20 protein-coding genes are annotated in these 24,585 nt (G+C 40.6%); 16 read left to right on the top strand and 4 right to left on the bottom strand.

Going from position 1 to position 24,585, the window contains the following annotated elements:
- Nucleotides 1–71 precede the first annotated feature (71 nt).
- A complete protein-coding gene (locus tag QUF61_RS15890; protein ID WP_289682578.1) occupies nucleotides 72–353 on the bottom strand; it encodes a hypothetical protein in 282 nt (93 codons plus the stop codon).
- 215 nt (nucleotides 354–568) lie between these two features.
- Here QUF61_RS15890 and QUF61_RS15885 point away from each other — a divergent pair, with 215 nt between their 5' ends.
- Nucleotides 569–967, top strand: a complete 399-nt coding sequence (locus tag QUF61_RS15885) for a transposase (protein WP_407080067.1) — start codon at nucleotides 569–571, stop codon at nucleotides 965–967.
- Between the two features lie 352 nt (nucleotides 968–1,319).
- Here the strand turns inward: QUF61_RS15885 and QUF61_RS15880 are convergent, their stop codons facing one another.
- Entirely contained in the window at nucleotides 1,320–4,442 is a 3,123-nt protein-coding gene (locus tag QUF61_RS15880; protein ID WP_289682577.1) for an efflux RND transporter permease subunit, read from the bottom strand.
- Nucleotides 4,439–5,773: an efflux RND transporter periplasmic adaptor subunit gene (locus tag QUF61_RS15875; protein WP_103919095.1), complete on the bottom strand. Its 1,335-nt coding sequence runs from the start codon at nucleotides 5,771–5,773 to the stop codon at nucleotides 4,439–4,441. The genes QUF61_RS15880 and QUF61_RS15875 overlap by 4 nt, the downstream gene beginning before the upstream one ends.
- Nucleotides 5,774–5,996: 223 nt before the next feature.
- On the opposite strand from QUF61_RS15875, the gene QUF61_RS15870 reads away from it, so the two are divergent.
- The 15 genes from QUF61_RS15870 (at nucleotide 5,997) to QUF61_RS15800 (ending at nucleotide 24,160) form a co-directional block, all read left to right on the top strand.
- A complete protein-coding gene (locus QUF61_RS15870; protein ID WP_103919096.1) occupies nucleotides 5,997–6,914 on the top strand; it encodes a phosphate/phosphite/phosphonate ABC transporter substrate-binding protein in 918 nt (305 codons plus the stop codon).
- An 810-nt stretch (nucleotides 6,915–7,724) separates the two neighbouring features.
- Nucleotides 7,725–8,477 carry a response regulator gene (locus tag QUF61_RS15865; RefSeq protein ID WP_289682576.1) on the top strand — a complete coding sequence of 251 codons (753 nt, stop codon included), beginning with the start codon at nucleotides 7,725–7,727 and terminating at the stop codon, nucleotides 8,475–8,477.
- A gap of 39 nt (nucleotides 8,478–8,516) precedes the next feature.
- Nucleotides 8,517–9,215 (top strand): response regulator, encoded by a 699-nt coding sequence (locus QUF61_RS15860; protein WP_103919099.1) that lies wholly within the window; start codon nucleotides 8,517–8,519, stop codon nucleotides 9,213–9,215.
- Nucleotides 9,216–9,363: 148 nt separating this feature from the next.
- The gene (locus QUF61_RS15855; protein WP_289682575.1) at nucleotides 9,364–10,395 is read left to right on the top strand and encodes a chemotaxis protein CheB; all 1,032 of its coding nucleotides are present in this window, start codon (nucleotides 9,364–9,366) and stop codon (nucleotides 10,393–10,395) included.
- 64 nt (nucleotides 10,396–10,459) lie between these two features.
- Nucleotides 10,460–13,663 (top strand): methyl-accepting chemotaxis protein, encoded by a 3,204-nt coding sequence (locus QUF61_RS15850; protein ID WP_289682573.1) that lies wholly within the window; start codon nucleotides 10,460–10,462, stop codon nucleotides 13,661–13,663.
- An 82-nt stretch (nucleotides 13,664–13,745) separates the two neighbouring features.
- The gene (locus QUF61_RS15845) at nucleotides 13,746–14,273 is read left to right on the top strand and encodes a chemotaxis protein CheW (protein ID WP_286019053.1); all 528 of its coding nucleotides are present in this window, start codon (nucleotides 13,746–13,748) and stop codon (nucleotides 14,271–14,273) included.
- A 132-nt stretch (nucleotides 14,274–14,405) separates the two neighbouring features.
- Nucleotides 14,406–14,762, top strand: a complete 357-nt coding sequence (locus QUF61_RS15840; RefSeq protein WP_103919102.1) for a response regulator — start codon at nucleotides 14,406–14,408, stop codon at nucleotides 14,760–14,762.
- 19 nt (nucleotides 14,763–14,781) lie between these two features.
- On the top strand, nucleotides 14,782–18,204 hold the full coding sequence (locus QUF61_RS15835; RefSeq protein ID WP_289682570.1) for a chemotaxis protein CheA: 3,423 nt from the start codon (nucleotides 14,782–14,784) through the stop codon (nucleotides 18,202–18,204).
- Nucleotides 18,205–18,244: 40 nt separating this feature from the next.
- Nucleotides 18,245–19,279 carry a chemotaxis protein CheB gene (locus QUF61_RS15830; protein WP_103919104.1) on the top strand — a complete coding sequence of 345 codons (1,035 nt, stop codon included), beginning with the start codon at nucleotides 18,245–18,247 and terminating at the stop codon, nucleotides 19,277–19,279.
- 9 nt (nucleotides 19,280–19,288) lie between these two features.
- Nucleotides 19,289–20,200: an AAA family ATPase gene (locus tag QUF61_RS15825; RefSeq protein ID WP_289682568.1), complete on the top strand. Its 912-nt coding sequence runs from the start codon at nucleotides 19,289–19,291 to the stop codon at nucleotides 20,198–20,200.
- On the top strand, nucleotides 20,200–20,958 hold the full coding sequence (locus tag QUF61_RS15820) for an ABC transporter permease (RefSeq protein WP_103919105.1): 759 nt from the start codon (nucleotides 20,200–20,202) through the stop codon (nucleotides 20,956–20,958). Before QUF61_RS15825 ends, QUF61_RS15820 begins: the two co-directional genes overlap by 1 nt.
- On the top strand, nucleotides 20,958–21,752 hold the full coding sequence (locus QUF61_RS15815; RefSeq protein ID WP_103919106.1) for an ABC transporter ATP-binding protein: 795 nt from the start codon (nucleotides 20,958–20,960) through the stop codon (nucleotides 21,750–21,752). The genes QUF61_RS15820 and QUF61_RS15815 overlap by 1 nt, the downstream gene beginning before the upstream one ends.
- Nucleotides 21,742–22,752, top strand: a complete 1,011-nt coding sequence (locus QUF61_RS15810; RefSeq protein ID WP_103919107.1) for an ABC transporter substrate-binding protein — start codon at nucleotides 21,742–21,744, stop codon at nucleotides 22,750–22,752. The genes QUF61_RS15815 and QUF61_RS15810 overlap by 11 nt, the downstream gene beginning before the upstream one ends.
- Before the next feature lie 21 nt (nucleotides 22,753–22,773).
- The gene (locus QUF61_RS15805) at nucleotides 22,774–23,400 is read left to right on the top strand and encodes a HAMP domain-containing protein (protein WP_103919108.1); all 627 of its coding nucleotides are present in this window, start codon (nucleotides 22,774–22,776) and stop codon (nucleotides 23,398–23,400) included.
- A gap of 1 nt (nucleotide 23,401) precedes the next feature.
- Entirely contained in the window at nucleotides 23,402–24,160 is a 759-nt protein-coding gene (locus QUF61_RS15800) for a sulfite exporter TauE/SafE family protein (RefSeq protein ID WP_103919109.1), read from the top strand.
- A gap of 219 nt (nucleotides 24,161–24,379) precedes the next feature.
- Here the strand turns inward: QUF61_RS15800 and QUF61_RS15795 are convergent.
- Nucleotides 24,380–24,585: hypothetical protein (locus QUF61_RS15795; RefSeq protein WP_289682567.1), on the bottom strand; the 206-nt coding region annotated here is incomplete at its 5' end.

Below are 24,585 nucleotides of genomic sequence, written 5' to 3'. Positions count from 1 at the left end.
TTCACGTTTGCAGCAGACTTAACCGCTTGCAACGCTCCGCCAAAGGCGCAACACTCGCTACTGGTGGTTGGTTAGACCTTCTTGTAATCAATTACTTGATTACACCAGACAGAGACTTTCACTCTGTAAGAAATGACAAGCTTCGCTTGTCGCACAATGGCTGTCTTGTAATTTTTTCTTGTAATTTTTGTGAGCACTTCCAGTCTGTCCAGTATCCATTGCCGTCTGTGCTCATAATTGCAGCCGCTTTGCCTATCAACGCCACATAAAAAAGCGCGGCGTACAGCGCGACTGATGCAGTGATAATGACCGTTGGTGTGTTTGCTGACTTGTTCTTTGCGAGGTGTAGGCATGGTTTTATCCCTCTTTAGGTTCAGGTTTTAGGACAGAATAACAGGAATGGTGTTTTTTCCAAAATTTACATGGATGTCTCCTAAATTCCTATCAAAACGCTAAGTGTCTAATAGAATGGGATAAAATCAACCTAAATGGTCATGATTATACGACCATCCGTGCCACGCTATATAAGAGAGATGGCTCAAAATTATACAAAGAACCGATGCTGTTGATGACGACCATCGAGGTCAACAGTTATTTAGAAGCACAAGAAATTTATCGTATTTATTTGCTGCGTAGCAAGATTGAGTCAGTCTTCAAATTTTTGAAGGAGGTGCTTGGCTGGGAAGAATTTCAAGTCAGAGATTGGGAATCGATAAAAAATATCATAGCCATCTGCTTTTTTGTGGGCGGATACTTTTATGAAATAGACTCTGAACTAACAAAAAACGCTACGATTATAATGATTTGCGATTTAGGCGGTGGTAAAGGAAAGGTTACACGTCACTTTTTTCTTCAAGGTTTGAAAAAGCTGCTGATAGCAGAAAGTGTCAATAAATTCAGAGAGCAACATCATATTTCTGATGAGCTTTATTCCGAGATGCAAGCGTATGCTGGTATCTCAGAATAGTTTTTCGGAGTTTTCAGGTATATCCTGCATTGCTGGAAATCAGGCAATCGTCCGGCTCAGTTTTACCATCACAACTTGACAAACAGCGTGTTCAAATCAAAGACTTATAGGGGAAGCCCTTGAAATAGTGCCTAAATAAAGTGCCAATCAGTTGATATTACTGGGAATGGGAAGACGGAATATTTACGTTTTTTGTGGCTTAAAATTTAAGGAGTTGGCTGGCGTTATTAAAGCAGCAGGCGTGGAATAGATCAGCACCTGCTGCTTTGCGCGTAGTAATTGATATACTCCGGTCAAATGGGAAACCTGACGGATATTCCCGAAAATAAGGTATAAAAGCCGTGTGGACGGTTTATTGGTTTTGAATAGGCTGTTCCGTATCCTCTGCCAATCCACCCAGCACATTAAAATCATCCAATATGCAATACAGTGCAGGCACTAGAAACAATGCAACCAGGGTGGCGGAGGTCAGGCCAAATGCCAGACTCGCCGCCAGCGGGATTAATATTTGTGCTTGCAGACTTTGTTCTAATAATAAGGGTGTTAATCCGGCAATGGTGGTAATGGCAGTGATTAAAATCGGACGGAAACGGGCACGACCTGCCTGTTTTGCAGCATGCTGCACAGTCGCACCCTGTTTGCGTGATTCGCGGATAAAAATCACCAGCAAAATGGAATTATTTACCACCACGCCAAACAGGGAGGCCATGCCCACCATACTGGGCATGGTCAAATCCAGACCTAGCGCCCAGTGTCCAAAAATGACACCAATTAAAGCGGTGGGAATCACGACCATGACGGTAATCGGTGCCAGATAACCCCGAAATTGCAGCGCCAGTAACATATAAACACCGATTAACCCCAGCAGGACATTACGCACAATGGATTTTCCGGTTTTGGCGGATTCCTTGCTTTGGCCTTGAATATCAATGCTGATTTCCGGGTATTTTGTTTTTAATACCGGGAAAATTTCTGCTTTTGCCAAAGTCAGTAATTCCTGCGCGTTGGCAATCTCGCGTTGCACGTCCCCTTGTAAGGTTATGGCGCGGTGTCCGTCAACCCGATGAATCCGCGCCCATCCCCGTACTTCTTCAATTTCTGCAATGGTTGTCAGGGGGATAAGCTCACCTTTGGGACTGGTAATGGTGAGTTGTTCGAGTTGATCCGGCATTAAGCGATCATGGGCGGCAAGACGTAAATTAACTTCATAGGTTTCCGGGCCTACCGGGAATTTGTCAATTTTCATGCCCTGGAAGGCGGCGCGTACCTGCTCGGTCAGCGCGCGCGCGTCTACACCCAGACTGCCGGCGCTATCTTTTAAGTGGATGCGGTATTCACGTTTGCTGGGACGCAGATCATCATTAATGTCAGTCACGCCGACATAGCCATTAAACCAGTTTTGCAGTTCTGTTGAAGCGGCTTTAAGTTGATTCAGATCATAACCCAGCAGACGCACGTCAATCGGGCGTCCACCAGGCCCTATTGTTGGTTCGCTGAATTTGATTGCAATCACGTCGCTGAGGGTGCCAACTTCTTCGCGCCAGGCATCACGAAAGGTATCAATGGTAGTGTGACGCACTTCTGCTCCCAGCAAATCAGCTATCACGCGGGCAACATGGGGGCCGGTTGCATAAGCATCGGGATTTTCGCCATAAATAATCGTGACATTATTGACCAGCGACTGGCCTTCAGGCTGTTCGGGGGTAAAGCGTTTGTTGACCTGTTGCAGGGCGTTTGCAAGCTGTTGTACAACGGCTTCAGTACGCGCCAGTGGCGTACCCTGTGGCAGTAAAATACGCGCTTCCACAATATCACCATCAATATCAGGAAAACCGACAAATTTGAGCTTGCCACCCGCAGGTACGGCAATGGCTAATAAAAACAGCATCAGCACGATGCCCAGGGTCAGATAGCGTTGCTCTATGGCTTTATCCAGCAGAAAACCAAAGTGACGCTCCCTGAAGTGATTAAATTTTTTCTCAAAACCTAAACGAAAAGATGAGGGCTGGCTGTTTTTCATGTGCGCCAGCGAATGGCCTAAATGACTGGGTAGAATCAGAAAAGCCTCAACCAGGCTGACCGTCAGCACCATAATCAATACAATCGGCATCACCCGCAAAATCTGACCGATTTCGCCGGTAATAAATGCCAGCGAGCCAAATACCATCAAGGTGGTGGCAAACGAGGAGGCAATACCGGGCAGCACTTGTTGTGCGCCACTGATGGCGGCCTGTATGGCTTTTTCACCTTGTGCCATGCGCGTGGCAATATTTTCAGCAATCACAATGGCATCATCCATCAGCAAACCGATACCAATCAGCAAGCCCACCATAGAAATCATGTTAATGGTGACACCAAACAAGGGCAGCACATATAAGGCACCGAGAAAAGAAACCGGCAGGCCCATCGTCACCCAGAAGCTGTAACGCAAACTGAAAAACAGCCATAGCACCAGAAAGACCAGAAATAAACCCTGCATACCATTACGCAGCAGCATGTTTAAGCGGTCTTTGACCACTGATGAGCGATCCTGGGTCAGTGTCAGTTGAATGCCGGTTGCGGCACGCTGGTTTTCCTGTTGCACAAAGTTGTCAACACTATCAAAGGCGTTAAGAATATCCTGAGCGCGGGTTTTTGAGACATTGAGGATGGCGGCGCGTTGACCATTAAACGAAATTTTATTTTCATCACGATCAAAGCGGTCGCTGATACGGGCAATTTCACCCAAGGCGATAGCCGCCCCGGTTGTACCGGAAATCACAATCAGGTCTTTGAAATCTTCCACGCTTTTACGCTGATCATCAACCCGTAATAAAATATCTTCTTCGCGCCCTTCCAAACGTCCGGCAGGACTGCTGATACTTTGTTTTTTAATCAAATTGGCGACATCAGCGGCAGATAAACCGTATTGCTGTAAGCGGGATACCGGGATTTCAATGCGAATATGGTGATCGGAAAAGCCGTTAATTGAAATATTGGCAATATTTGGTAAGGATAACAGGCGGGATTTAACATCTTCGGCATAGGCTTTGAGTATCACCGGATCTTCTGGCCCGGTAACGGCAATCCCCACTACCGCATCAGTGCGGCCTAATTCACTGATAACGGGCGGCTCGATGGCATCAGGAAAGTCATTAATGGCATCGACTTCTGATTTGACATCATCCAGAAAGCGCATCATGTTCGCACCTTCACGTTTCACAGCAGTGGCAATGCCCAGCCCTTCCCGCGATTCACAGCGCATTTCATCGAGATCGGTAATGCTTTCCAGGACATCTTCCAAACGCCGACAAATGGCATCTTCCACTTCGCCCGGTGTCGCACCTTTATAAATAATACGGACTTCAACCTTGTCCTTTTCAATGGTAGGGAAGGTTTCCCTTTGTAAATCAGCTAAGGTGACCAAACCCAGAATCATGATTGCTGCCATCAATATATTGGCGGCTGTGGGGTGTCGGGCGCACCAGGCGATCATAGTTCATCTCCGCTGGCTGCTCGCTGTAATTGCTGTTGCAGTTGCTCATCCACTTGCGCTTGCAATAACATGCCATCCACTGCCGGGATTAAATCAGAAACCACAATGGTCTCACCGGCATGAATACCATTTTCAATCACGCTGAGAAAACCCTGATTAAACAGGACGCTGACTTTGCGGGTTTGCAGGCGCTGCTGCGCGTCCATGATGTATACCTTGCCAGCGCGTATCGCAGAACGTGGCAGGACAATGCGCTCCGGCTGTACATGGCCTTGCAGCAATACCTGCACAAACATGCCTTTAGACAAGGGGGGACGTAGCCCCGGTTTAACTTGTGCCAGCGGATCATCAACCGCAACCACCACGCCAATAGTGCGGGTTTGACTGTCTATGCGATCATCAAAGCGCACAAAACGTGCTTGCCATTGCGCCATGTGATTGTCCATATCCATGCGTAATACGGGTTTGAAAGCAATAAATTCAGATAAGTGCTCGCTGACTTGGGAAGCTGTGGTTAAAGGATCGGGGCGATCTAATAATAAATGTCGCAAAGCCGACATGGAAACCTGGGCAATCACTTCGACTTGATCAACAAAATCCCCGGAAAATAAAGTCTGGCCTTTGCTGACATACTGATCGGTTTCCATCGCCAGATTGGCTACCCGTAAATTAAACGGCGCGGTAATACGGGTGCGCGCGAGATTGCGTTCTGTCTGGCTTTGCTTTGCTTGTAATAACAGGCGCTGCGAAGGAATTAAAGCCAGGGTATTTTTCAGGTTTTGTACCGCAGTGCGAACGTTTAAGGTGGCGCGCTCTGCTTCATCGACCTGACTTTGCGAAAGTGTGCCTTGTTTGACCAGCTTCTTCAGACGTTTATGCTCACGTTGCGCCAGCGTCAGACTGCGTTGTTCAATGCTCAGCAGCGCCTGGGTATTTTTTTTCCGCACTTCCAGTTCAGCAAGTTCTGCTTTGGCTTGTGCCAGACTCAATTCATAATCCACCGGGTCTATGCGAAACAGCAGGGTGTTGGCGGGAATAATTTCACCATCGCGTAATTTCGGGTGCATTTCGATGATACGCCCTGCAACTTGTGCAACTGCTGTCCATATCTGTGCGGGCTGGACTGTGCCATAACCTGTCGCCTGAGGGGTTAAAGTGACAGATGGCACAGTGATGACTCGCACTGCCCGTGCGATTTCTTTTTGTTCTGCCTGTTGTGGCGATTGCTTGCTTTTTGCCATCATCATGAGAACGACAATACCGATAACCAGCGGCGGGATAACCCAGAGTATGCGCCATTTAGACTGGGTAGTGTTTATTGCTGTTGTCATTATTTATTAACCTGGGTTTAATGGCGTGATCATTCAGGAACGGGAATACCGGAGTATCAATAATATTTTCACCCGCTATCCATATCAAGTCAATCTGTTGTATCATGCAATGATAATGTTTCAAAGTTCTTTCAGGAGCGAAAGAATAATATTTTTTTTGCATGGTAAAGTTCCATATTTTCTATGCTAGGCTATAAATTTTCAGGTTATAAGGGGATAATTGATGAACAGATTAGGGCAACTCATTTTCTGTTTTCTGATACTATTTACAACCGCAGCAATGGCTGGGGAATATACCATAGGTGTACTTGCAAAGCGGGGTGCCGAAGGATTTTATGAGCGCTGGTTAATGCATGCGGCTTATCTGGAAAAAGCGACAGGTGACACTTTTATTGTTAAACCACTCAGGTTTGTCGAAATAGAACCTGCGGTTGCCGCTGGAGATATTGATTTTCTGCTGACCAATTCTTCAATGTATGTCAGCATGAAAGTAAAATATAATGCCCGGGCAATTGCGACAATGGTTAATAATACGGAGCATGGTATAAAAATCAGTCAATTTGGTGGTGTCATTTTTACCAGCAACGCCAGCACAGGTATTAACACGCTTGCTGATGTGAAAGGCAAAACCTTTATCGCAGTAAAGAAAGCCTCCCTCGGTGGTTATCAAATGGCGCTGAAAGAATTTAAAGACCATGATATTGCCTTGCCGGAAGTGGTCGCTAATCTGGAATTTGCAAATACACATGACAAGGTTGTGCAGGAGGTATTAAGCAGACCAGGAGTTATAGGTACAATTAGAACCAATATCCTGGAAAGCATGGTCCTGCTTGGCACAATCAATATGCAGGATATTAAAATCCTTAATCAGAAAAAAACAGGTAATTTCCCTTATATCCTGAGTACTGCGCTTTACCCGGAATGGCCCATGGTAGCCTTGGCTAAAACGGATAAGCGGATTGCGCAAAAAGTCGCTAATACCCTTAAGCAAATAAGAAGCAACGATTTGGCGGCTGAAATGGCGGGTATTGCAGGTTGGAGAGCTACGCTTGATTACAGCAAACTGGAAATCATGCTGCGTACAATTGGCATATTGGCACCGGTACAGCTGAATACCGATATTCCAGCCGTGGACAGCTAACAACTTTTGACAAAGTATTTTTTTCTAGCAATTAGGTAGCTATTGCTAGAAAAAATAACCTGGCCCAGCACAGAAATGGTGCAAAAAGCTGCCAGTATCCAAAAAATGTCATTGGCAATGACGCCGTAATAATTCCTCCTTTCTATTTGCTCTATTAAACCCCATCTAAGGAACGAGGATTTTATAATTCCCGAAACCAAGCTGGCCTTTTTCTCCATTTTCTGCGTTATGAAAAACAGTTACATAGCTTGCTATGTGCCTGTTTTCATGCCTTGAAAATGAACAAAAATCCTGCGCCCGGTTTCGGTTCTTATTTCATCCTCATTCCTAAGTTGACAATATCTTCGCCAAATAACCCCCGTTGGGGTTTGCTTTATAGCCTTTACAGGCATTTCAACAAGTGACAGGACAAAAATGAGCGGCGTGTTATTTGAGCCTCTATTCAAATACTGTCTATCACCAATAAAAACTGGCATTTTTTCTGCACGATAATGAAACAAAAAAAACACATGTCAAAAACAAGCATGGTTTAAAATAAAAACTTAAATTATCTGATTCTGCTATCAATCTGATTAATATTTAAGGCACCAGAGATTGCTTTATCTTTAGGTTAATGATGATAGTAGGCACCAGGAGGCTGTCCGAAAAGTCGGTTTTCCATAAAACCTGGTTTTTAACTTTTTGATAAATAATAAATTTTATCAGTATCAGTAATTTTGCTATTCTCGGATAGCCTCTAGACTAAACACTTTAACCTGAAAAATTTCATATCGGGTTCAGGTTAACTTGATATTAGGGAAATGAAAGTCAATGAAACATAAATACCTGGCATTAGTAGGGCTTATTAGAAGTTTGATTTCGATCTGTGATGATGGCAAGACAGGTACCATGTTAGTCACCAGTGATCATCACTCAATACAAATTAAGGTGGATAAGGGCAAAATTATTGGTGCCAGTGATAAGCACTCCAGGAATACCAAAATAGAATCACATAAAGTGGCTGGGATAAAATTTGATGATCATCCGGGTCTAACGGTATTAAGAACACTTAAGCATCTAAAAAAACTAGGCTTTTCCTTTTCAGAAGGATTCCTGAGACCACAGCATGAACCCAGTTTTTTTAACTATCCTGGCATTGAAAGTAATAATGATATTTTTGCTCATGTTGGTATTGAACTTGCTGACTTTAACATCAGTACAGAGAAAAAAATATTGATTATTGATGACAGTAAAATTGCCAGACGTGTCGCCCGAGAGACTTTATTAGAATATAATTATAGAGTGATTGAGGCTGAAGATGGTATGCAGGGCCTAGCAATCATTGCCAAGGAGAAGCCTGCACTGATTTTATTGGATATTGTGATGCCTCAAATGGATGGTTATAGAGTATTGTCTCTGATTAAAAATAATAAAGAGTTTAAAGAGATACCCGTGATTATGCTCACTTCCAGAGATAAGCTGTTTGATAAAATCAAAGGCAAAATGTCTGATGCCAATGAATATCTGACCAAGCCTTTTATTACTAAAGAATTAATTGGCAAAGTCACCCATTATTTAGGTTAACTTTCTAAAAAATGGTTTAGCATAGGAAAATGATAGTCAATGAAACATGAATATTTGCCGTCGGCAGAACTTATCAGAAGTTTGATTTCGATCTGTGACAAGGATAAAACAGGCACCATGTTTGTTGTCAGTGATAATCACTCGATACAGATTCGAGTGGATCAAGGTAAGATTATTGGTGCGAATGCAGGTAATCATCATGGTCTGAGTGTATTGAAAACCATTAAAGAGTTGGCCAAGGTTAGGTTTTCTTTTTCTGAAGGGCTCCTGATGCCGCAGCATGAACCCAGTTTTTTTGACCAGCCCGGTATTAAAAGTAATGATGATATTTTTGCGCAACTGGATGTCAAACTTACCGATTTTAATATCACAGAAGAAAAAAAAGTACTGATTATAGATGATAGTAAAATTGCCCGGCGCGTCGCAAGAGAAACCCTGCTAAAATGTAACTACAGAGTGATTGAGGCAGCCAATGGTGTACAGGGCCTGGAAAAAATAGCAAAGGAAAAGCCAGCACTTATTTTATTGGATATTGTGATGCCAAAAATGGATGGTTATGAAGTATTGAGCTTGATAAGAGCCACAAAAAGATATAAAAATATACCTATCATTATGCTCACCTCCAGAGATACCTTATTTGATAAACTAAAAGGTAAGATGTCGGATGCGAATGAATACATCACCAAGCCTTTTGTTGCTGAAGAATTAGTCAGCAAGGTTAGTCATTATTTAAACTGACTTTGATGTCAGTCTCATGCCGCGTCAGGGATACTGAAAGCCACTGCCACCTCATGCTAAGTTATTGATAGTAGATGCTGAATTTAAGTATTTTTGGATAAAAAACTTTATATTTAGTTCAGCTTACTTTAGGGATGATTTATTAAAAATGCGTAAAAATAGTCGATTACTGATTGTCGATGATTCCCGTATGATGCGTAATGTTATCACCGATATTTTCAATGCCGATCCTCAGATCGAGGTGATTGCTGCTGCAAGCTCAGGAATAGAGGCATTAGAACTCATACAATCAGAGCGACCTGATGTCATTACGCTGGATATTAATATGCCGGAAATGGATGGCATCACCACCTTAAAGCATCTGATGATTCAGACCCCGACACCCACGGTGATGCTGAGCAGTTTGAGTCGTGATGGTGCAAAAATCACCTTTGATGCATTGCGTTATGGGGCGGTGGATTTTATTACCAAACCTTCGCATCTTAACCCTGAAAAAATGCAGGCTCATGCCAACGACATGATCCATACCGTCAAGTGCGCAGCTTCAGTGGAAATGGATATTGTCCATTATATCCGTCCTGAGTTTGAGCTTGATGCAGACCAACAAAATGCGGATTATAAATTTGTAGTCGCGATGGGCGCGGCAGAAGGTGGCTATAGCAGCCTATTAAATATTCTGCCCAGATTATCGACTAACAATCCACTCACTTATCTTGTTGTACTTTATGGTGCATCACGCTATATTGATGCCTTTATCGCTTATTTGGATCGCCATTGCGCCTTGGCAGTAAAGCGTGCGGAGGATGGGGAAATATTACAGGGGGGAACTTGTTATATCGGCACAGGTGAAGAATATATGACATTACATGATAATGCTGCACAGCAGGTATTACGCATACATTCGGCCCCTTTTGCCTCACAAAACAGTGCAATTAACCGCTTGATGTTTTCTTTAGCCGATGTTATTGACGATCGCGGTGTGGGTATTGTGTTATCAGGAAACAGTGATGATGGCAGTGAAGGTTTAGAAGAACTAAAACGCATGGGAGGCAATATTATCGTGCAAGATCCAAAAAATTGTTTGTACAAGACAATGAGTGAATCAGCATTGAATTACTGTTCTGTTGATAAGGTACTTTCTGCTGCTGAGATTGCAGCCAGTTTAAATGCCTATGATTAGCCAGCTATCCTTCATAAGAAGCTGTGATGTATAACTGTAAATATATAAGTATTGGAGAGCATCGATGAAATTATGGTCATGGTTTAGTAACTTGAATCTGAGGATGAAGCTGCTGCTGTCATTCCTGTTGGTAGGTTTGGTGCCGCTGGCAATTACCGCTTATACCGCGTCTGATGAGTCCAAGCAGGCCTTGGAACACCAGGTATTTTCACAATTAGAAGCGGTTCGAGCCATTAAAAAGAATCAGGTGGAAGTCTATTTTGATAATAGAAAGCTGGATATGCATGATTTGCAGCAGACGCTCTCAACCTTGGTTCATTCAACCTTTGAACGTATGAGGGTTGTTAATGAATTAAAAAGAGAATCCGTTGAAGAAATTTTTGATCATTATTTGAGGGCGATGGGGGATGTACAGGCCAACTTACGTTATACCCAGGGCGTGCGCCTGTTTTCAGCAGCATTTAACCGCGGATTGAATAGTTCAGAATATAAAAGTCTGCTGACGCAACGTGACAAAGGTTTTCAGGTCTTCCAACAGACTTGGGGCTTTTATGATATTTTCCTGATTGATACCGATGGCAATGTGGTTTACACCCTGGAAAAAGAATCCGATTTGGGTGCCAACGTAATCACGGGGTCGCTTAAAAATTCTGGCCTGGGACAGGCATTTAAAAAGGCACGTAATCAAGTTATTATTCAGGACTATACCTATTATGAACCTTCCAAAGACCATGCCGCTTTTATTGCCACGCCATTAAAAGATTCTCATGGTAATTATATTGGCGTTGCTGCCTTCCAGGTGTCCTCCAAAGAGATTAATGATATTGTGCAAAGTCGTTTAGGTCTCTCCTCGCGAGCAGAAACCTACCTGGTGGGTAAACAGGGCGGTAATACCTTTTTACGTAGTGACCGTACCGTTAAAAAAGGTAAAATTGGTAATAGTAAAACAGGTGTTGATGTCGATGCTGTTTTCAAGGGGGATACAGGCGAACTCTTTAAGCTGGGTAGTTCAAATCATTTAGAACTGAGTATTTATGCACCCCTGAAAATTAAAGGGATAAACTGGGGAATTATTACTAGTGTAGATGTGGAAGAAGTTTTAACCCAGAAAGAAGAAGGTCAAACCAAGGACTTTTTTCAGGAATATGTCGCAGCCAGGGGCTATTATGATTTATTCTTGGTTGAACCTGAAGGTTTTGTATTTTATACCACAAGTCGTGAATCGGATTATCAAACCAATATGATTTCCGGTCGTTACAGCAGTTCCAACCTGGGTAAATTAATACGCCAGGTCAAGGCCAGCAAACAATTTGGTTTTGCCGATTTCACGCCTTACGCACCTAGTGACGACAAACCAGCGGGTTTTGTTGCTCAGCCCATTATGCAGGAAGGCAAGGTGGTAATGATTGTTGCGCTGCAATTACCCATTGATAAAATTAATGCGGTAATGCAGGAAAGAACAGGCTTGGGGAAAACCGGGGAAACTTATTTGATCGGTCCTGATAAACTGATGCGCTCTGACTCCTTCCTTGATCCTACGGGTCACTCGGTTGAAGCTTCATTTGCCAGCCCGAATACCGGTAATGTGGATACCGAAGCCAGTAGCGATGCTTTAAGCGGTAAAACCGATGCCAAAATTGTGATTGATTATAATGGCAACCCGGTACTTTCAGCCTTTACCCCATTAAAAGTGTTTGGTACGCAATGGGCCTTATTAGCAGAAATTGATGAAGCTGAGGCATTTGAGCCAATTAATACATTACAACGGAATATTGGTTTATATGCGATTGCCATTCTGGTGGGTATTATTCTGTTTGCCTTGCTGATTGCAAGTATGATTTCAGGCCCGATTATTCGTATCGCACAAACCATTGCAACCATTGCAAAGAATCGTGACTTAACCTTAAAAGCACCCGCAGATACCAAAGATGAAATTGGTCAGATGGCTAGCACCTTTAATAATCTGCTGGATGTATTGCATGATGCTTTTGTTGTCGTGAATCGTTCAGCGGCATCGGTTGCAAATGATGCGGCTGACGTATCAAAACGCGCACAAGCTAATCAGCAGCGTGCAGTAGGACAGGAGAAACAGGCTAACGAATCTGTAAAAATTATTACCGAAATGGGTAGTACGGCAGGTTTGGTTGCTAAGGCATCAACTGAACAAAAAACTGCTGCGCAAACATCAGAGAAAGCAATTCTGGGCTTATTAGAATCCATGAGTGCTGTATCAGATTCCGCTTCAGCACAGAATGCTGAGGTGACCAACGCTTCAGGTAAAATTCAGGAAATGGGGGAAACCGGTGCCAAGGTTGTAAAAACAGCAGGTGAACAGGGTAAGATGGTGGCAGAGGTTTCTAACTCGGTCAATGACATTGCCAAAGCCGTGGAAGATATGAACAAGGCGATTGCCGAAGCGATTGCTTCGGGTCAGGATGGTCTGAAAGCCGCGGAAGAAGGCTCGCGTTCGGTTGCCGCCACGGTAGAAGGGATGCGTTCCATTTCGGAATCCTCTGAGCAAATTTCTGAAATCATTGAGGTGATTACCGAGATTGCTGAACAAACCAACTTGCTGGCATTGAACGCGGCCATTGAGGCAGCGAGAGCCGGGGCGCATGGTAAAGGTTTTGCGGTGGTTGCGGATGAAGTGGGTAAATTGGCGCAGCGTTCTTCTGAAGCGGCAAAAGAAATTACCCAGCTTATTAAAGACTCCACCGCGCGTGTTGCAGAGGGAAGTAAACTGACCAATGAGTCACAATCATCACTGGCTAAGATTGATGAAGGCGGGCGCTCTAATATTAAGGCGATTGATGCGATTTCCAATACTGCTGTGGTCTTGTCACATAACACTGAATCTGTGGAAAGCCTGATGAGACAATTGAACACACTGGCAAACGAAATTGCCAGTATGGCGGGGGATCAGGGTACTCGTCGTATTGCAGCAGAACAATCATTGAATGCCTTAATGGAAAAAGCCAAAAATATTACCGAGCAGGTCGCAAACGCAAATCAGGTTGCGGATGCCATTAATAAAGATATGCTTGGTATTGTAGGTAGAACCAATGAAATGGCTGACATGACGACAGCTCAGGCGCAGCGTTCTAAAAACATCCAGGACATTGCCAATGCCTCATCAACTGCTGCCCGTAATACAGTAGAAGGTGCCGGGCAGGTGGTGAAAATTACTGATGACTTGAACGATTTGTCATCAGACCTCAATAAACAGGTACAACAATTCAAAATCCGCAAAGATCAAGACAAAGCTTAAAAGGCAGGCATAATTGGTTTTTGTACAATAGATTCCAGATTAATGGAACGTTAGTCTGGTTTCTATGCTAAGGAGAAGTGTTATGACAGTTGATACCAATATGCTTGACGCGCAGGATGAACAGGCATCAGAAAAAGACCAACTGATGCAGTTAGTTGGTTTTGTGATCGGCAATGAGATCTTCGGCGTAGATATTTTAATGGTACAGGAAATTATCCGTGGCGCAGTTGTTACCGCGATACCTAATGCGCCTGAGTTTGTTGAAGGCGTTATTAACCTCAGGGGTAACATTATTCCTGTTATTGACCTGCGTAAACGTTTAAACCTTTATGTAGAACAAAAAACTGATGATAAAAACTGGGTATTATTGTTAAATATCGGCAATAGAACCACCGGCTTTGTTGTTGATCGTGTCACCCAGGTTTTAAAAATTCAGCATGATCAGATTGAACCGCCTCCCGATATTGTAGTCGCTGGCCTGGAAAGTCAATATATCAACGGTGTGTGTGAAATTGATGACTATTTACTGATTTTACTGGATTTTGATCGCATCTTATTGATGGAAGAAATTCGAAAATTAAAACAGATAGATAATATGAAAACAACATAAAAACCTGAACTTAATATCAGTTTCATTTTATATTTAAGAGATAAACAAAGCTGTTTACAGCACATGCTAAGATGTTAATAGTATATATAAAATTTTTTGGATAAAAAATTTTATATTGAACTCAGGTTAAATATGATGGCAAAACAAATTTTGGTGGTAGATGATTCCCTGATGATGAGAAAAGCGATTACCAAGCTTTTTGAAGAGTCGGGCTACACTGTGGTTGCTCAGGCTAAAAATGGTAATGAGGCATTAGTGCTTTACAAGCTGTATCAGCCTGATTTGGTAACAATGGATCTAACCATGAAAGAGATGGATGGATTTGAAGCCGCAAGTTTGATTATTGCTTATGATGCGCAAGCTAAAATTTTATTTTTATCCAATCTGGATAAGGATAAATATGAAACAGAAGTTAAAAGGTTGGGTGGCATTGGTTTTGTAAGTAAGCATAGTACTAATGAAATATTAGATATTATTCAAAACAATTAATTCACTCGGAGTATGCGTCATGACTGATCTGACAGATGATTATATTATTGAAGCAAGAGAACATCTGGATGAAATGGAAACCCATTTGTTGCAGTTGGAACAGACACCCGATGATATTAATATCCTAAATAGTATATTTACCGATGTTCATACGATCAAAGGTGCTGCCCAGTTTACGGGATTATCCCAAAGTTCAGAGTTAGCGCATAGAGTAGAAGATGTACTGGATTTATTGCGCCAGGAAACTATTGCCTGTACTGCCGAGATAAGCGATCTGCTTATAGGGTCAATGGATAGATTGGCACTACTGGTTAATGAAGTAGAACAAAGTCGGCAGGAAACATCAGAGATTGACGATCTTGTTGAGCAATTAAATCAGATTATAAACAAAACTGATGCTGATAGTATTCAAGAAACCGATACAAACCCTGAAACCAAAGCCGAAACTGATGCAGTTGATGAAACACCTGCTGATGACGCAGTTGATGGTGACTCAATCCAGAATTTTTTAACCAGCAGCAAAGAACAATTTGCATTCATTTCTACCTTGCTAGACAGTCTTAAAGCAGATAGTCGGTGTGAGAATTATTGCCCACAGCTTATCTCGACAATGATGATAATTGCGGCTGATGCGCAGCCATTAGGGCTTGAAAAAACCAAAGATCTCAGTGAAAAAATAGCCGCATTACTGGTTTTAGTAGAACAAAAAGATAATATCATCGGTCAGCCAGTATTGACTTTATTAAACGATGTCATTGAGCGTTTTACCGTATTATTTCATGAATTGGAGCTTTTTCAGTTAGAAGCCTCACCTGTTGAGGACTTGCTGGAGCGTATTGATGACTTGGTGCAGAAGGATTTTTCTGGAACAGTAGAGGATATTGCTACAGAAACAGATAAACTTGATACAGATGCAGTCAATAGTTTTATTGAAAATAGTCGAGCCAGCTTAACGGCTATTGAAGCAGATTTATTATTACTGGAAAATGACACGCATAATACCGCTGTACTGACATCACTGGCATCGCATTTTGCAACGATTGAAAATGCTGCCCAGTTACTGGATTTAAGCCCTGTTGAAACGCTTTGCCAACACACAGTACTGTTATTAAATCAGCATATCGATAATGAACAGGTTGTTACTTTTCCGTTAATGGAATTGTTATCTGAGATGGAAGAGCAGCTATCCGTATCATTAACCGGATTGGAAAACTCAGAGGCACTGATATTACCTGTTGATGATTTGTTAAGTCATATTCAATTACTTCAACAACCTACTGAAGAACATGAAGAGGCTGAAATAAACGTAAATATTGCTGGCTTTGATACAGCGATGGTTGATTTAAGTGGAGACACCTATGCTGAAGAACATGATCGGGAATTGTTTGATATTTTCTTACAGCAATTGCAAAACACCTTGCAATCTTTACAAAAAAAAGTAATAGAACAAAAATCTGTAGCAGAATATAGGGCGGAAATTGATACTTTAAAATCTTCAGCCAATTATATGGGGTATAGTCGCTTAGTTGAATTTTATCAGCAATGGCTTGATCGTATTAATACGCTTGCAGATTCAGAGACTGAAGATGAAGCAATAACACACGAACTGATGTTTGATTATATTGAGGCATTAGTCAAAACATTTCCACAACTGAAACTGCAAACAGTACCTGAACCAGATAATCTGTCTCCGTCGGAAGCAGCACCAGTTTTAGCAACAGAGGAGCCAGCAGCAGCATTTGATGAGGAAGAAATTAATTCCCTTAAAGACATCACAGATATTACAGAGATTACAGAAGATAATTTATTTAACCAACTCAGTCAGGCACTAGAAGTCTCTACTAGTCAAGGAGATTCTGATAACGATGCTGTCTCTGATGAAGCCATGCATGAAATTTTTGATAAAATGCTGACTGACAATGAAAATGTTACAGATGTTGCTTCCAAGCCTGTGCCAGCTTTCACACCTGTAGCCAGTCCAGAGTCAAAAGAAAATGATTACAATAAAAAACAGGCTGAACCTAAAATTACTCAGAACAAGGAGACTAAAACTCAGAGCAAGAAACCGCTAACTGATAAAAAACCAACAGCTAAAAAAACAAAAGCACAGCAGAAGGATACATCTTCTAGTAAAAAAGTACTAAAAAGAAATGTTCGTGTTGATGCTGAGAAAATTGATACCCTGATGAATCAGGTGGGTGAACTTATTGTTGATAAAGGTTATTTTCACCAATTATTTAATGAATTGCGTTTATTGCAGAAAGAATTAAAAGAAAATGCCAGCTTAAATAGTAGAGAATTAAAACAAGTTCGTGCCTTTAGCTTTCGTTTTGCCGAAGCTATTGTCTCTTTTGGTAGAACTTCAAATGATTTGCAGGAAGGTGTTATGAAGGTCAGAATGCTGCCTATATCGCAGCTATTTGATCGTTATCCAAGACTCGTACATGACTTGGTACATCGTACTGATAAAAAAGTTAATTTAGAAGTGCGCGGTGAAGATACCGAGCTGGATAAAATGATTATTGAGGAAATTTCTGATCCGCTGATTCACCTTATCCGCAATGCAGTTGATCATGGCATTGAAAGCACAGAAGAACGCAAAGCAGCGGGTAAACCGGAAGTGGCTAAGTTATTACTTGAAGCCTATAATGAAAGTAATCATATTGTCATTGAAATTACGGATAATGGGCGTGGGATTGATCCTGAAAAAATTAAAGCCAAGGCGCTGGATAAATCCTTATATAGTGAAGATGAACTTGCGCGTATGAGTCAAAAGGAGTTGTTCTATTTAATTATGCTGCCAGGCTTTTCCACTGCTAAAGAGGTCAGCAATACCTCTGGTCGTGGGGTAGGCATGGATGTAGTGAAAAAGAATATTGAAAAACTCAATGGTATCCTGGAAATTGACTCCAAACCAGGCACTTATACCAAAATGCGCTTAAAAATACCGTTAACATTGGCTATTATCAGGGCATTGCAAGTCAGGGTGGGTGACAGCTTCTTTACCATCCCCTTATCTAATGTAGAAGAAACCTTACGCGTCTATAATAAAGAAACTTCCATGATGGAAGGGACTAAAGTGATTCATTTGCGTGGTAAAACCATGCCCATTATTTATTTGTCAAAACTATTTAATATTCACAGTGATCACCTCTCATCAGAAAAATTCTTTGTGGTGACAGTGAATACGGGTATGCAACAGATTGGCCTGATTGTAGATGAATTACTCGGGCAAGCCGAAGTTGTTATTAAACCATTGGTTGATTATTTACAGGAGAAAAGTGGTTTTTCCGGGGCAACCATTATTGGCGATGGAAAAATTTCATTAATTCTTGATATTTATGAACTGGTTAACATGACAACCAGTAAACAGGTATTACGACATCAGCAGCAACAAAACTTAAAACGGAAGTCTTTGAACCTGGAAGAGAATAATGCATAAGGCGATTTCTTCTCCGGCAATCGCCTAAAAGGCGCTAATCATGAAAAAGTACAAGGTTTTAGTCATTGATGATGCACATTTTATGGTTAAAGCCATTACTGAGTTATTGCAATCCGATCCTGAAATTGAGGTGGTGGGTTCTGCGCGTAATGGCCTTGAAGGTTTGGAAAAAATTAAAACCTTAAAACCTGACGTGATTACCTTGGATATGGATATGCCGGTTATGGATGGTATTAAAGCCATTCGCCATATTATGATAGAATCACCTGTTCCTATCGTGGTGCTCAGCTCTTTATTTAAAGACGGTCATATTACTTTTGAAGCCTTACGTCTTGGTGTCGTGGACTTTCTACCTAAGCCTTCGGGCGCTATTTCCAAAGATATTCATTTAGCCAGCCAACAAATTATTGATCGGGTTAAAATTGCAATATCAGTTAAGCTTAAGAATATCCATAGAGTTTATTTAGGATCCGTAGATAGCAGAGGTGCATTAATAGAACGTTATACTTTTCATAGCCTGGATTATTTACTTGCTATTGGCACTACTTTAGGCGGCCCGAGTACGATTGTTCGTTTATTTTCAAAATTACCACCCAATTTGCCAGCAGCGGCTTTAGTTGTTCAGGAAATTGCACCACAGATTATCCCCGCCTTTGTCAAAAAGTTTAATGACTACGTGCCATGGAGTATTGAAGTGGCTGAAGATGGGGTGTTATTGGAGCAGGGAGTTTGTTATTTTGCTTCTAACGAACAAACTGCCTGGGTTGATTTGAACAATGAAGGTAAACCCTGTCTCAGAGTAACAGAAAAAATACCACGTCCCCTGGATGAATTATTTATTTCTGCGGCTAAAATTTTTAAGCATAATGCAGTGGGTGTATTATTAACCGGAGTGGGTAATGATGGTACGCAGGGGTTTACTAAAATAAAAGAAAACACAGGAACAACCATTGCTCAAAGTACAGATACCTGTGTGTATCCAAATTTAACCCAAAGTGTTATTGAGTTAGATGTGGTTGATTTTATTGTTGATGAAAGTCAGTTGGTCACACAAATTAAAACCATCATGCGTTAAGGGATCATTATGATTATTTCCTGTAATAAATGTCATACGCGCTATAAAGTCAAACCAGAATTACTGAAAAAAAACATATTAAAAGTAAGGTGCTCACGTTGTCAGCATGTATTTATTATTGAAACAGATAAAAAATCCCCCATTGATTTGGATAAAAATGATATTGTCAGCCATGCGCAGATTATTACGATATGCAATCAAAAAGGGGGCGTTGCTAAAACTTCCACCTGTATTAATCTTGGCGCGGCATTATCTGAGCAAAATAAAAAGGTATTACTGGTAGACTTTGACGTATTAGCCAATTTAACCCTTTCTCTAGGTTATGAGAAAGATGTGTCTTTTTATCAATTAGTACAGGCAGGTCAAAAAAATATTGACAGTGTCATTAAGCAATACAGTAAAAATTTGTGGTTACTCCCTTCTAATAGTGATATGAACTTGTTTCCAAAATATTATATGCAAAAAAATGGGTTTGAATTTTTATTAAAAAATCAATTAAAAAAAATCAGTGAAAACTATGATTACATTCTCATTGATACCCCACCTTCAATGGAGTTTTTCACCTTAAACGCCTTAATGGCTGCTGACTCAGTTATTATTCCCACGCAGTGTGAATATTTTTCCATGAACGGTGTAAAAGAGGTAGGAAAGATAATTAATATCCTGGAAGATAAATATAAAATTAAGTTACCTTATCATATATTAATCAGTTTATTTAACCCTAAGAGTACTGCTGCTAAAGTTATTTTAACTCAACTTAATAAACAGTTTAGTGGTAAAATTCTGAAAACTATTGTTGAGGTAGACAATAAAGTGCAGGAAGCGCAAATTATGCGCAAACCTGTGATTAATTATGCAGGCAATAAGAGTCGAGCTGGACAGCAGTATCGCGCTTTAGCCAAAGAAATTGTTGTATTTTAATGAAACGTAATCCTCTCTTCTTATCCTCAGTTTCCTTTTCTTTACTTATCCTTTTATGGGCTATCATCACCTATTTTGGTGATTTTAGTGAACAGATTTTTCCTAATCCTTTTTTAGTGTTAGCCAGTGGGGTTGAGTTATTTAATGATGGTACTTTATTAAAACATGTGGTTGCCAGTTTATATCGGGTCACAATAGGATTTTATCTGGCTGTCATTTTAGGTATTCCTCTGGGGATTGTTTTAGGGCGTAAGTATCTTGTCAGGCAATTGATTAATCCTATTATTCAGTTTTTACGTCCTATTTCTCCCTTAGCCTGGATACCACTGGCTATGTTATGGTTTGGTATCGGCGATCAGCCTGCTATATTTTTAATTTTTTTATCCAGTTTTTTTCCTTTAGTGGTAGCAACAACGATGGCGGTAAATCGTATTAATCCGGTTTATTTTCATGTTGCCGCTAATTTTAATTTCAGTCAGCAGGAAGTGATTAAAAAAATCATTATTCCCGCTATTTTACCGGAAGTACTCACCGCACTGCGTTTAACCATTGCCATTGCCTGGTTAGTGGTGGTCGCAGCAGAAATGATCGCGGTACAATCTGGCCTGGGTTATTTAATTTTAGATGCCAGGAATGCACTGCGGATGGATATTGTTATGGTTGGCATGATTGTGATTGGCATGATTGGCGTTTTATTAGATCTTATTATGTTGCGTTTAGCCAAAAATGATGCCATAGGCTGGAATAAGGCATCATAATGGGACATATTTTAATTCAAGATCTTGCCAAGCGTTATCAGAACCGGCGACAACACTCGCGCAAAAATGATATTCATGCGCACGAAAAGATTATTACCGTCCTGGAGGATGTTAATTTAGAATTCCAAGATGGTGAAATGGTCTGTATTTTAGGCCCTTCCGGCTGTGGTAAGTCGAGTTTACTACGTATTATTGCAGGCTTTGATCGGGCAACTTCTGGCAAAATATTAATTGATGGGCAACCGATATTAAAACCCAGCTCAGATTATATTTTTGTTTTTCAACACAATGGCTTATTACCCTGGATGACAGTTTGGCAAAATGTTGAGCTGGGTTTGCGCCATCTTGATAATGAAGCTGAAAAAGAAGAAACCATTCAGGAATATATTAGCATGGTGGAACTTGACGGGTTTGAGTCTTATTACCCCCACCAATTGTCCGGTGGTATGCAAAGGCGGGCAGAGTTAGCGCGCGCTATTGTTGTTAACCCTGAATTATTAATTATGGATGAACCCTTTAGTGGCCTGGATTTTTTAACGCACCTGAAAATGCGCGAAGAAGTCGTTAATATGCATCAGTTTATTAATAAAACTATTGTCATTGTGACGCATGATATTGATGATGCGCTGGTGATGGCTGACAGGGTGGTTGTTATGGGTAACGCAAGCACTAAAAATATCTTATTAAATCGTAAATTAGCGTTTGGACATCCCAGAAATATTGAAAAAATAGAGGGTTTAAGAGAGTTAAGAGACGAACTTTATTTAATGCTGGGTGTTAATTATGCCGTTTAATGTTTGGCGTGTAATCGCATTTATATTGGCTTGGTTGGTATTCATTTCCTTTTTACATCAGACATTAAATTCTGAATCTGGAGATAGAAAAACTATTTACATTGGCTACATGCCAGTTGTCACCAATCTAGCTGCCCCCTTACTGGATTATGCTACCCAGGAAGGTAGTGGCATACGGTTTAAAGCACTCAAATTTTCATCTTTTGCAGAAATGGCAGAAGCCTTGCGGCACAATGAAATTCAGGCTGCTTTAATGATAGCGCCTTTATCCATTGTATTAAAACAGCAAGGGGAAGATATCAAAGTTGTTTATATTGGCAACCGCCATGAGAGCAGTTTGGTTACCCGTAAAGACTTAAACATTAAAACCTTAAAAGACTTAAAAGGAAAAACGATTGCAGTACCCATGCGTTATTCAGGACATAATTTAAGTATTTTATATTTATTAGAACAACAAGGCTTGTCCGACGATATTAAAATTGTAGAAATGAATCCACCAGATATGGCTTCAGCATTGGTTTCAGGCTCTCTGGATGCCTATTACGTTGGTGAACCTTTTGCAGCACAAACACTTAAAAGTGGTGATGCCAACTTATTACATTATGTAGAAGATGTCTGGCCTAATTTTATCTGTAATTTAATGGTGGTCAAACAAGACCTTATTGAGAAAGATGCTGCTACGGTGGAGCAATTAGTCTCTGCTGCTGCCCGTTCTGGATTCTGGGCAGAACAGAATATGGATGATGCTATTAATGTGGCGGCGCGTTATTGGAATCAAAGCAAAGACTTAGTCCGTTATGCCTTGACTCAGCCAAAAAAACGTATTGTTTTTAATCAATATATTCCCAAGCAAGAAGAGATGTTATATCTGGCAGATTTAATGCTGAAATATGACTTAATAGAGGACAATAACATTGGTACGCTGGTTGATGATCGTTTTGCCAAATCAGTGAAACCAGACAATATTAAAGATATTAACAGTATACTAATTAATAATTAAAAAAATAAAGAGAAAGTAAAAATGAAGTTTTTGTTTAAAGATAACTTAAAACATACGATGGGATTTTATTTTCTCTTAATTATACTGGCATCTTTGTTGGTTGGCATTGAGTTTATTTTAGATATTCAAGACGCTCAACTAAAACAAGCTTTACTAAAAAATATTCTTGAATATAGCCAGCAAAAAATAAGCTTTGAACAAGCATTTGAGCCATTAGTTGAATTACGTAATAAAGCAATTCTAATGTTTATTATTATTATGGCAATTATGATTATTATGTCTAATATGTTTATCAGTAATATTACAAACCCATTACAACATATGATAGAAGTATCAAAGAAAATTTCAGAAGGCGATCTGACTCAGACAATTGAAATTGATGAAAAAAATGAATTATCTGAATTAGGTGGTGTTATTAATGAAATGTCTGCCAATTTGCAGGAGATTAGCCTGTTAAGTAAAAATGTTGCTAGTTGTTATCATCAGCTTTTTAATGATTCTGAAATTCTTAATGAAAAAAGTAATTATACCCATGAAGAAATACAGCAACTTATCAAAGAAATTCTACAAGTAAATAATAATTTTGCACTTTTAGATAGTTTTATTCAGTGTTTTAATTTTTCTTCAACAGAATTATGCACCGACTAAAATGCTGGATTATTGGTTTATATTGCCTGTTGGGCTATTAATTTCTGCTCTGGTCTCCTCAGTGGGTATTGGTGGAGGCCTGTTATGGATGCCATTTTTTCTTATCATATTAAAATTTCCTCCCGAAATAGCTGTTGTGACTTCTTTAATGATACAAGTTGTCGGCATGGGATCGGCAAGCATTGCATTTGTCCAACAACAACGCATTGATTTTAAGTTAGCTTTTATCGTTCTATTGATCGCATTGCCAGGCACTGCTTTAGGTGCATTAGTTGCAAGTCAGTTAACAGCCTCTTATATGCAGTTTATTTTGGGTGTTTTAGTCTTACTCACGGCTTTTTTATTTGTTTCTGCACCACAAAAGTACCATGATTTTGGTCAAAATAAAGTAGAGATTAAGCGTAGTCATAAAAAACTCTGGATAACCATTCCTGCCTCAATAGGTAGCGGTTTATTAAGTTCCAGCATGAATGAATGGTTAATCCCGGTTTTTAGAGGAAAGCTATCACTGGGTATGCACTATGCGATTGCTACCAGCATTTTTATCAGTTTTGTGGTTAGTTTTATTGCCGCACTCACTCACTTAAGTATTGGTCATCAGGCTAATTTAATGGTAGTTCTATGGGCAATTCCAGGGGTAATTGCTGGCGCACAAATTGGTGCAAAATTTGCCCATAATTTAAATGAGAAGGTCTTAAAAGAGGTCTTTATTTTTTTTCTGACTTTGGTGGGCGTGCATTTGATTTATAATGCCTATTAACAAGTGTTCCGCGTATTCTGCGGCAAAAAATAATCAGGGTCTGAATAGTTACTATACAGGCCAGAAGAAGGCAGGCTTTTTCTAATCATTATCAGGAATAAAAGTGGGGCCTGTTTTTGTTTTTAAGGTTAGATAATTTTCGTTACCCCAGTCTGTACCAGAAATCAGCATAGTGTAATCAGAGGAAATTTGAACAATTTAATATATAAAAAATTCTGATTATACCGCTTTGTGTGGGATACGCCTGTAGCCATTCCTGGAGGCGGCTATCAGTAAATTATGCAACCAGTTGTCATGATATCTAAATTCATTAAGTCTTTCGGCAGGGCTAATTTTTCCATCATACTTTTTTATTGTTTGTGGGCATGACGGTGAAAAGTTATGGATTAATGCATAACTACGGATTAAATTTTCAGCACTCTTAT

Source organism: Candidatus Venteria ishoeyi, from assembly GCF_030378065.1.
GTDB classification, from domain to species: Bacteria; Pseudomonadota; Gammaproteobacteria; order Beggiatoales; family Beggiatoaceae; genus Venteria; species Venteria ishoeyi.
The sequence above is the reverse complement of the archived record's forward strand: the minus strand, read 5'-3'. Positions and strand labels throughout refer to the sequence as shown.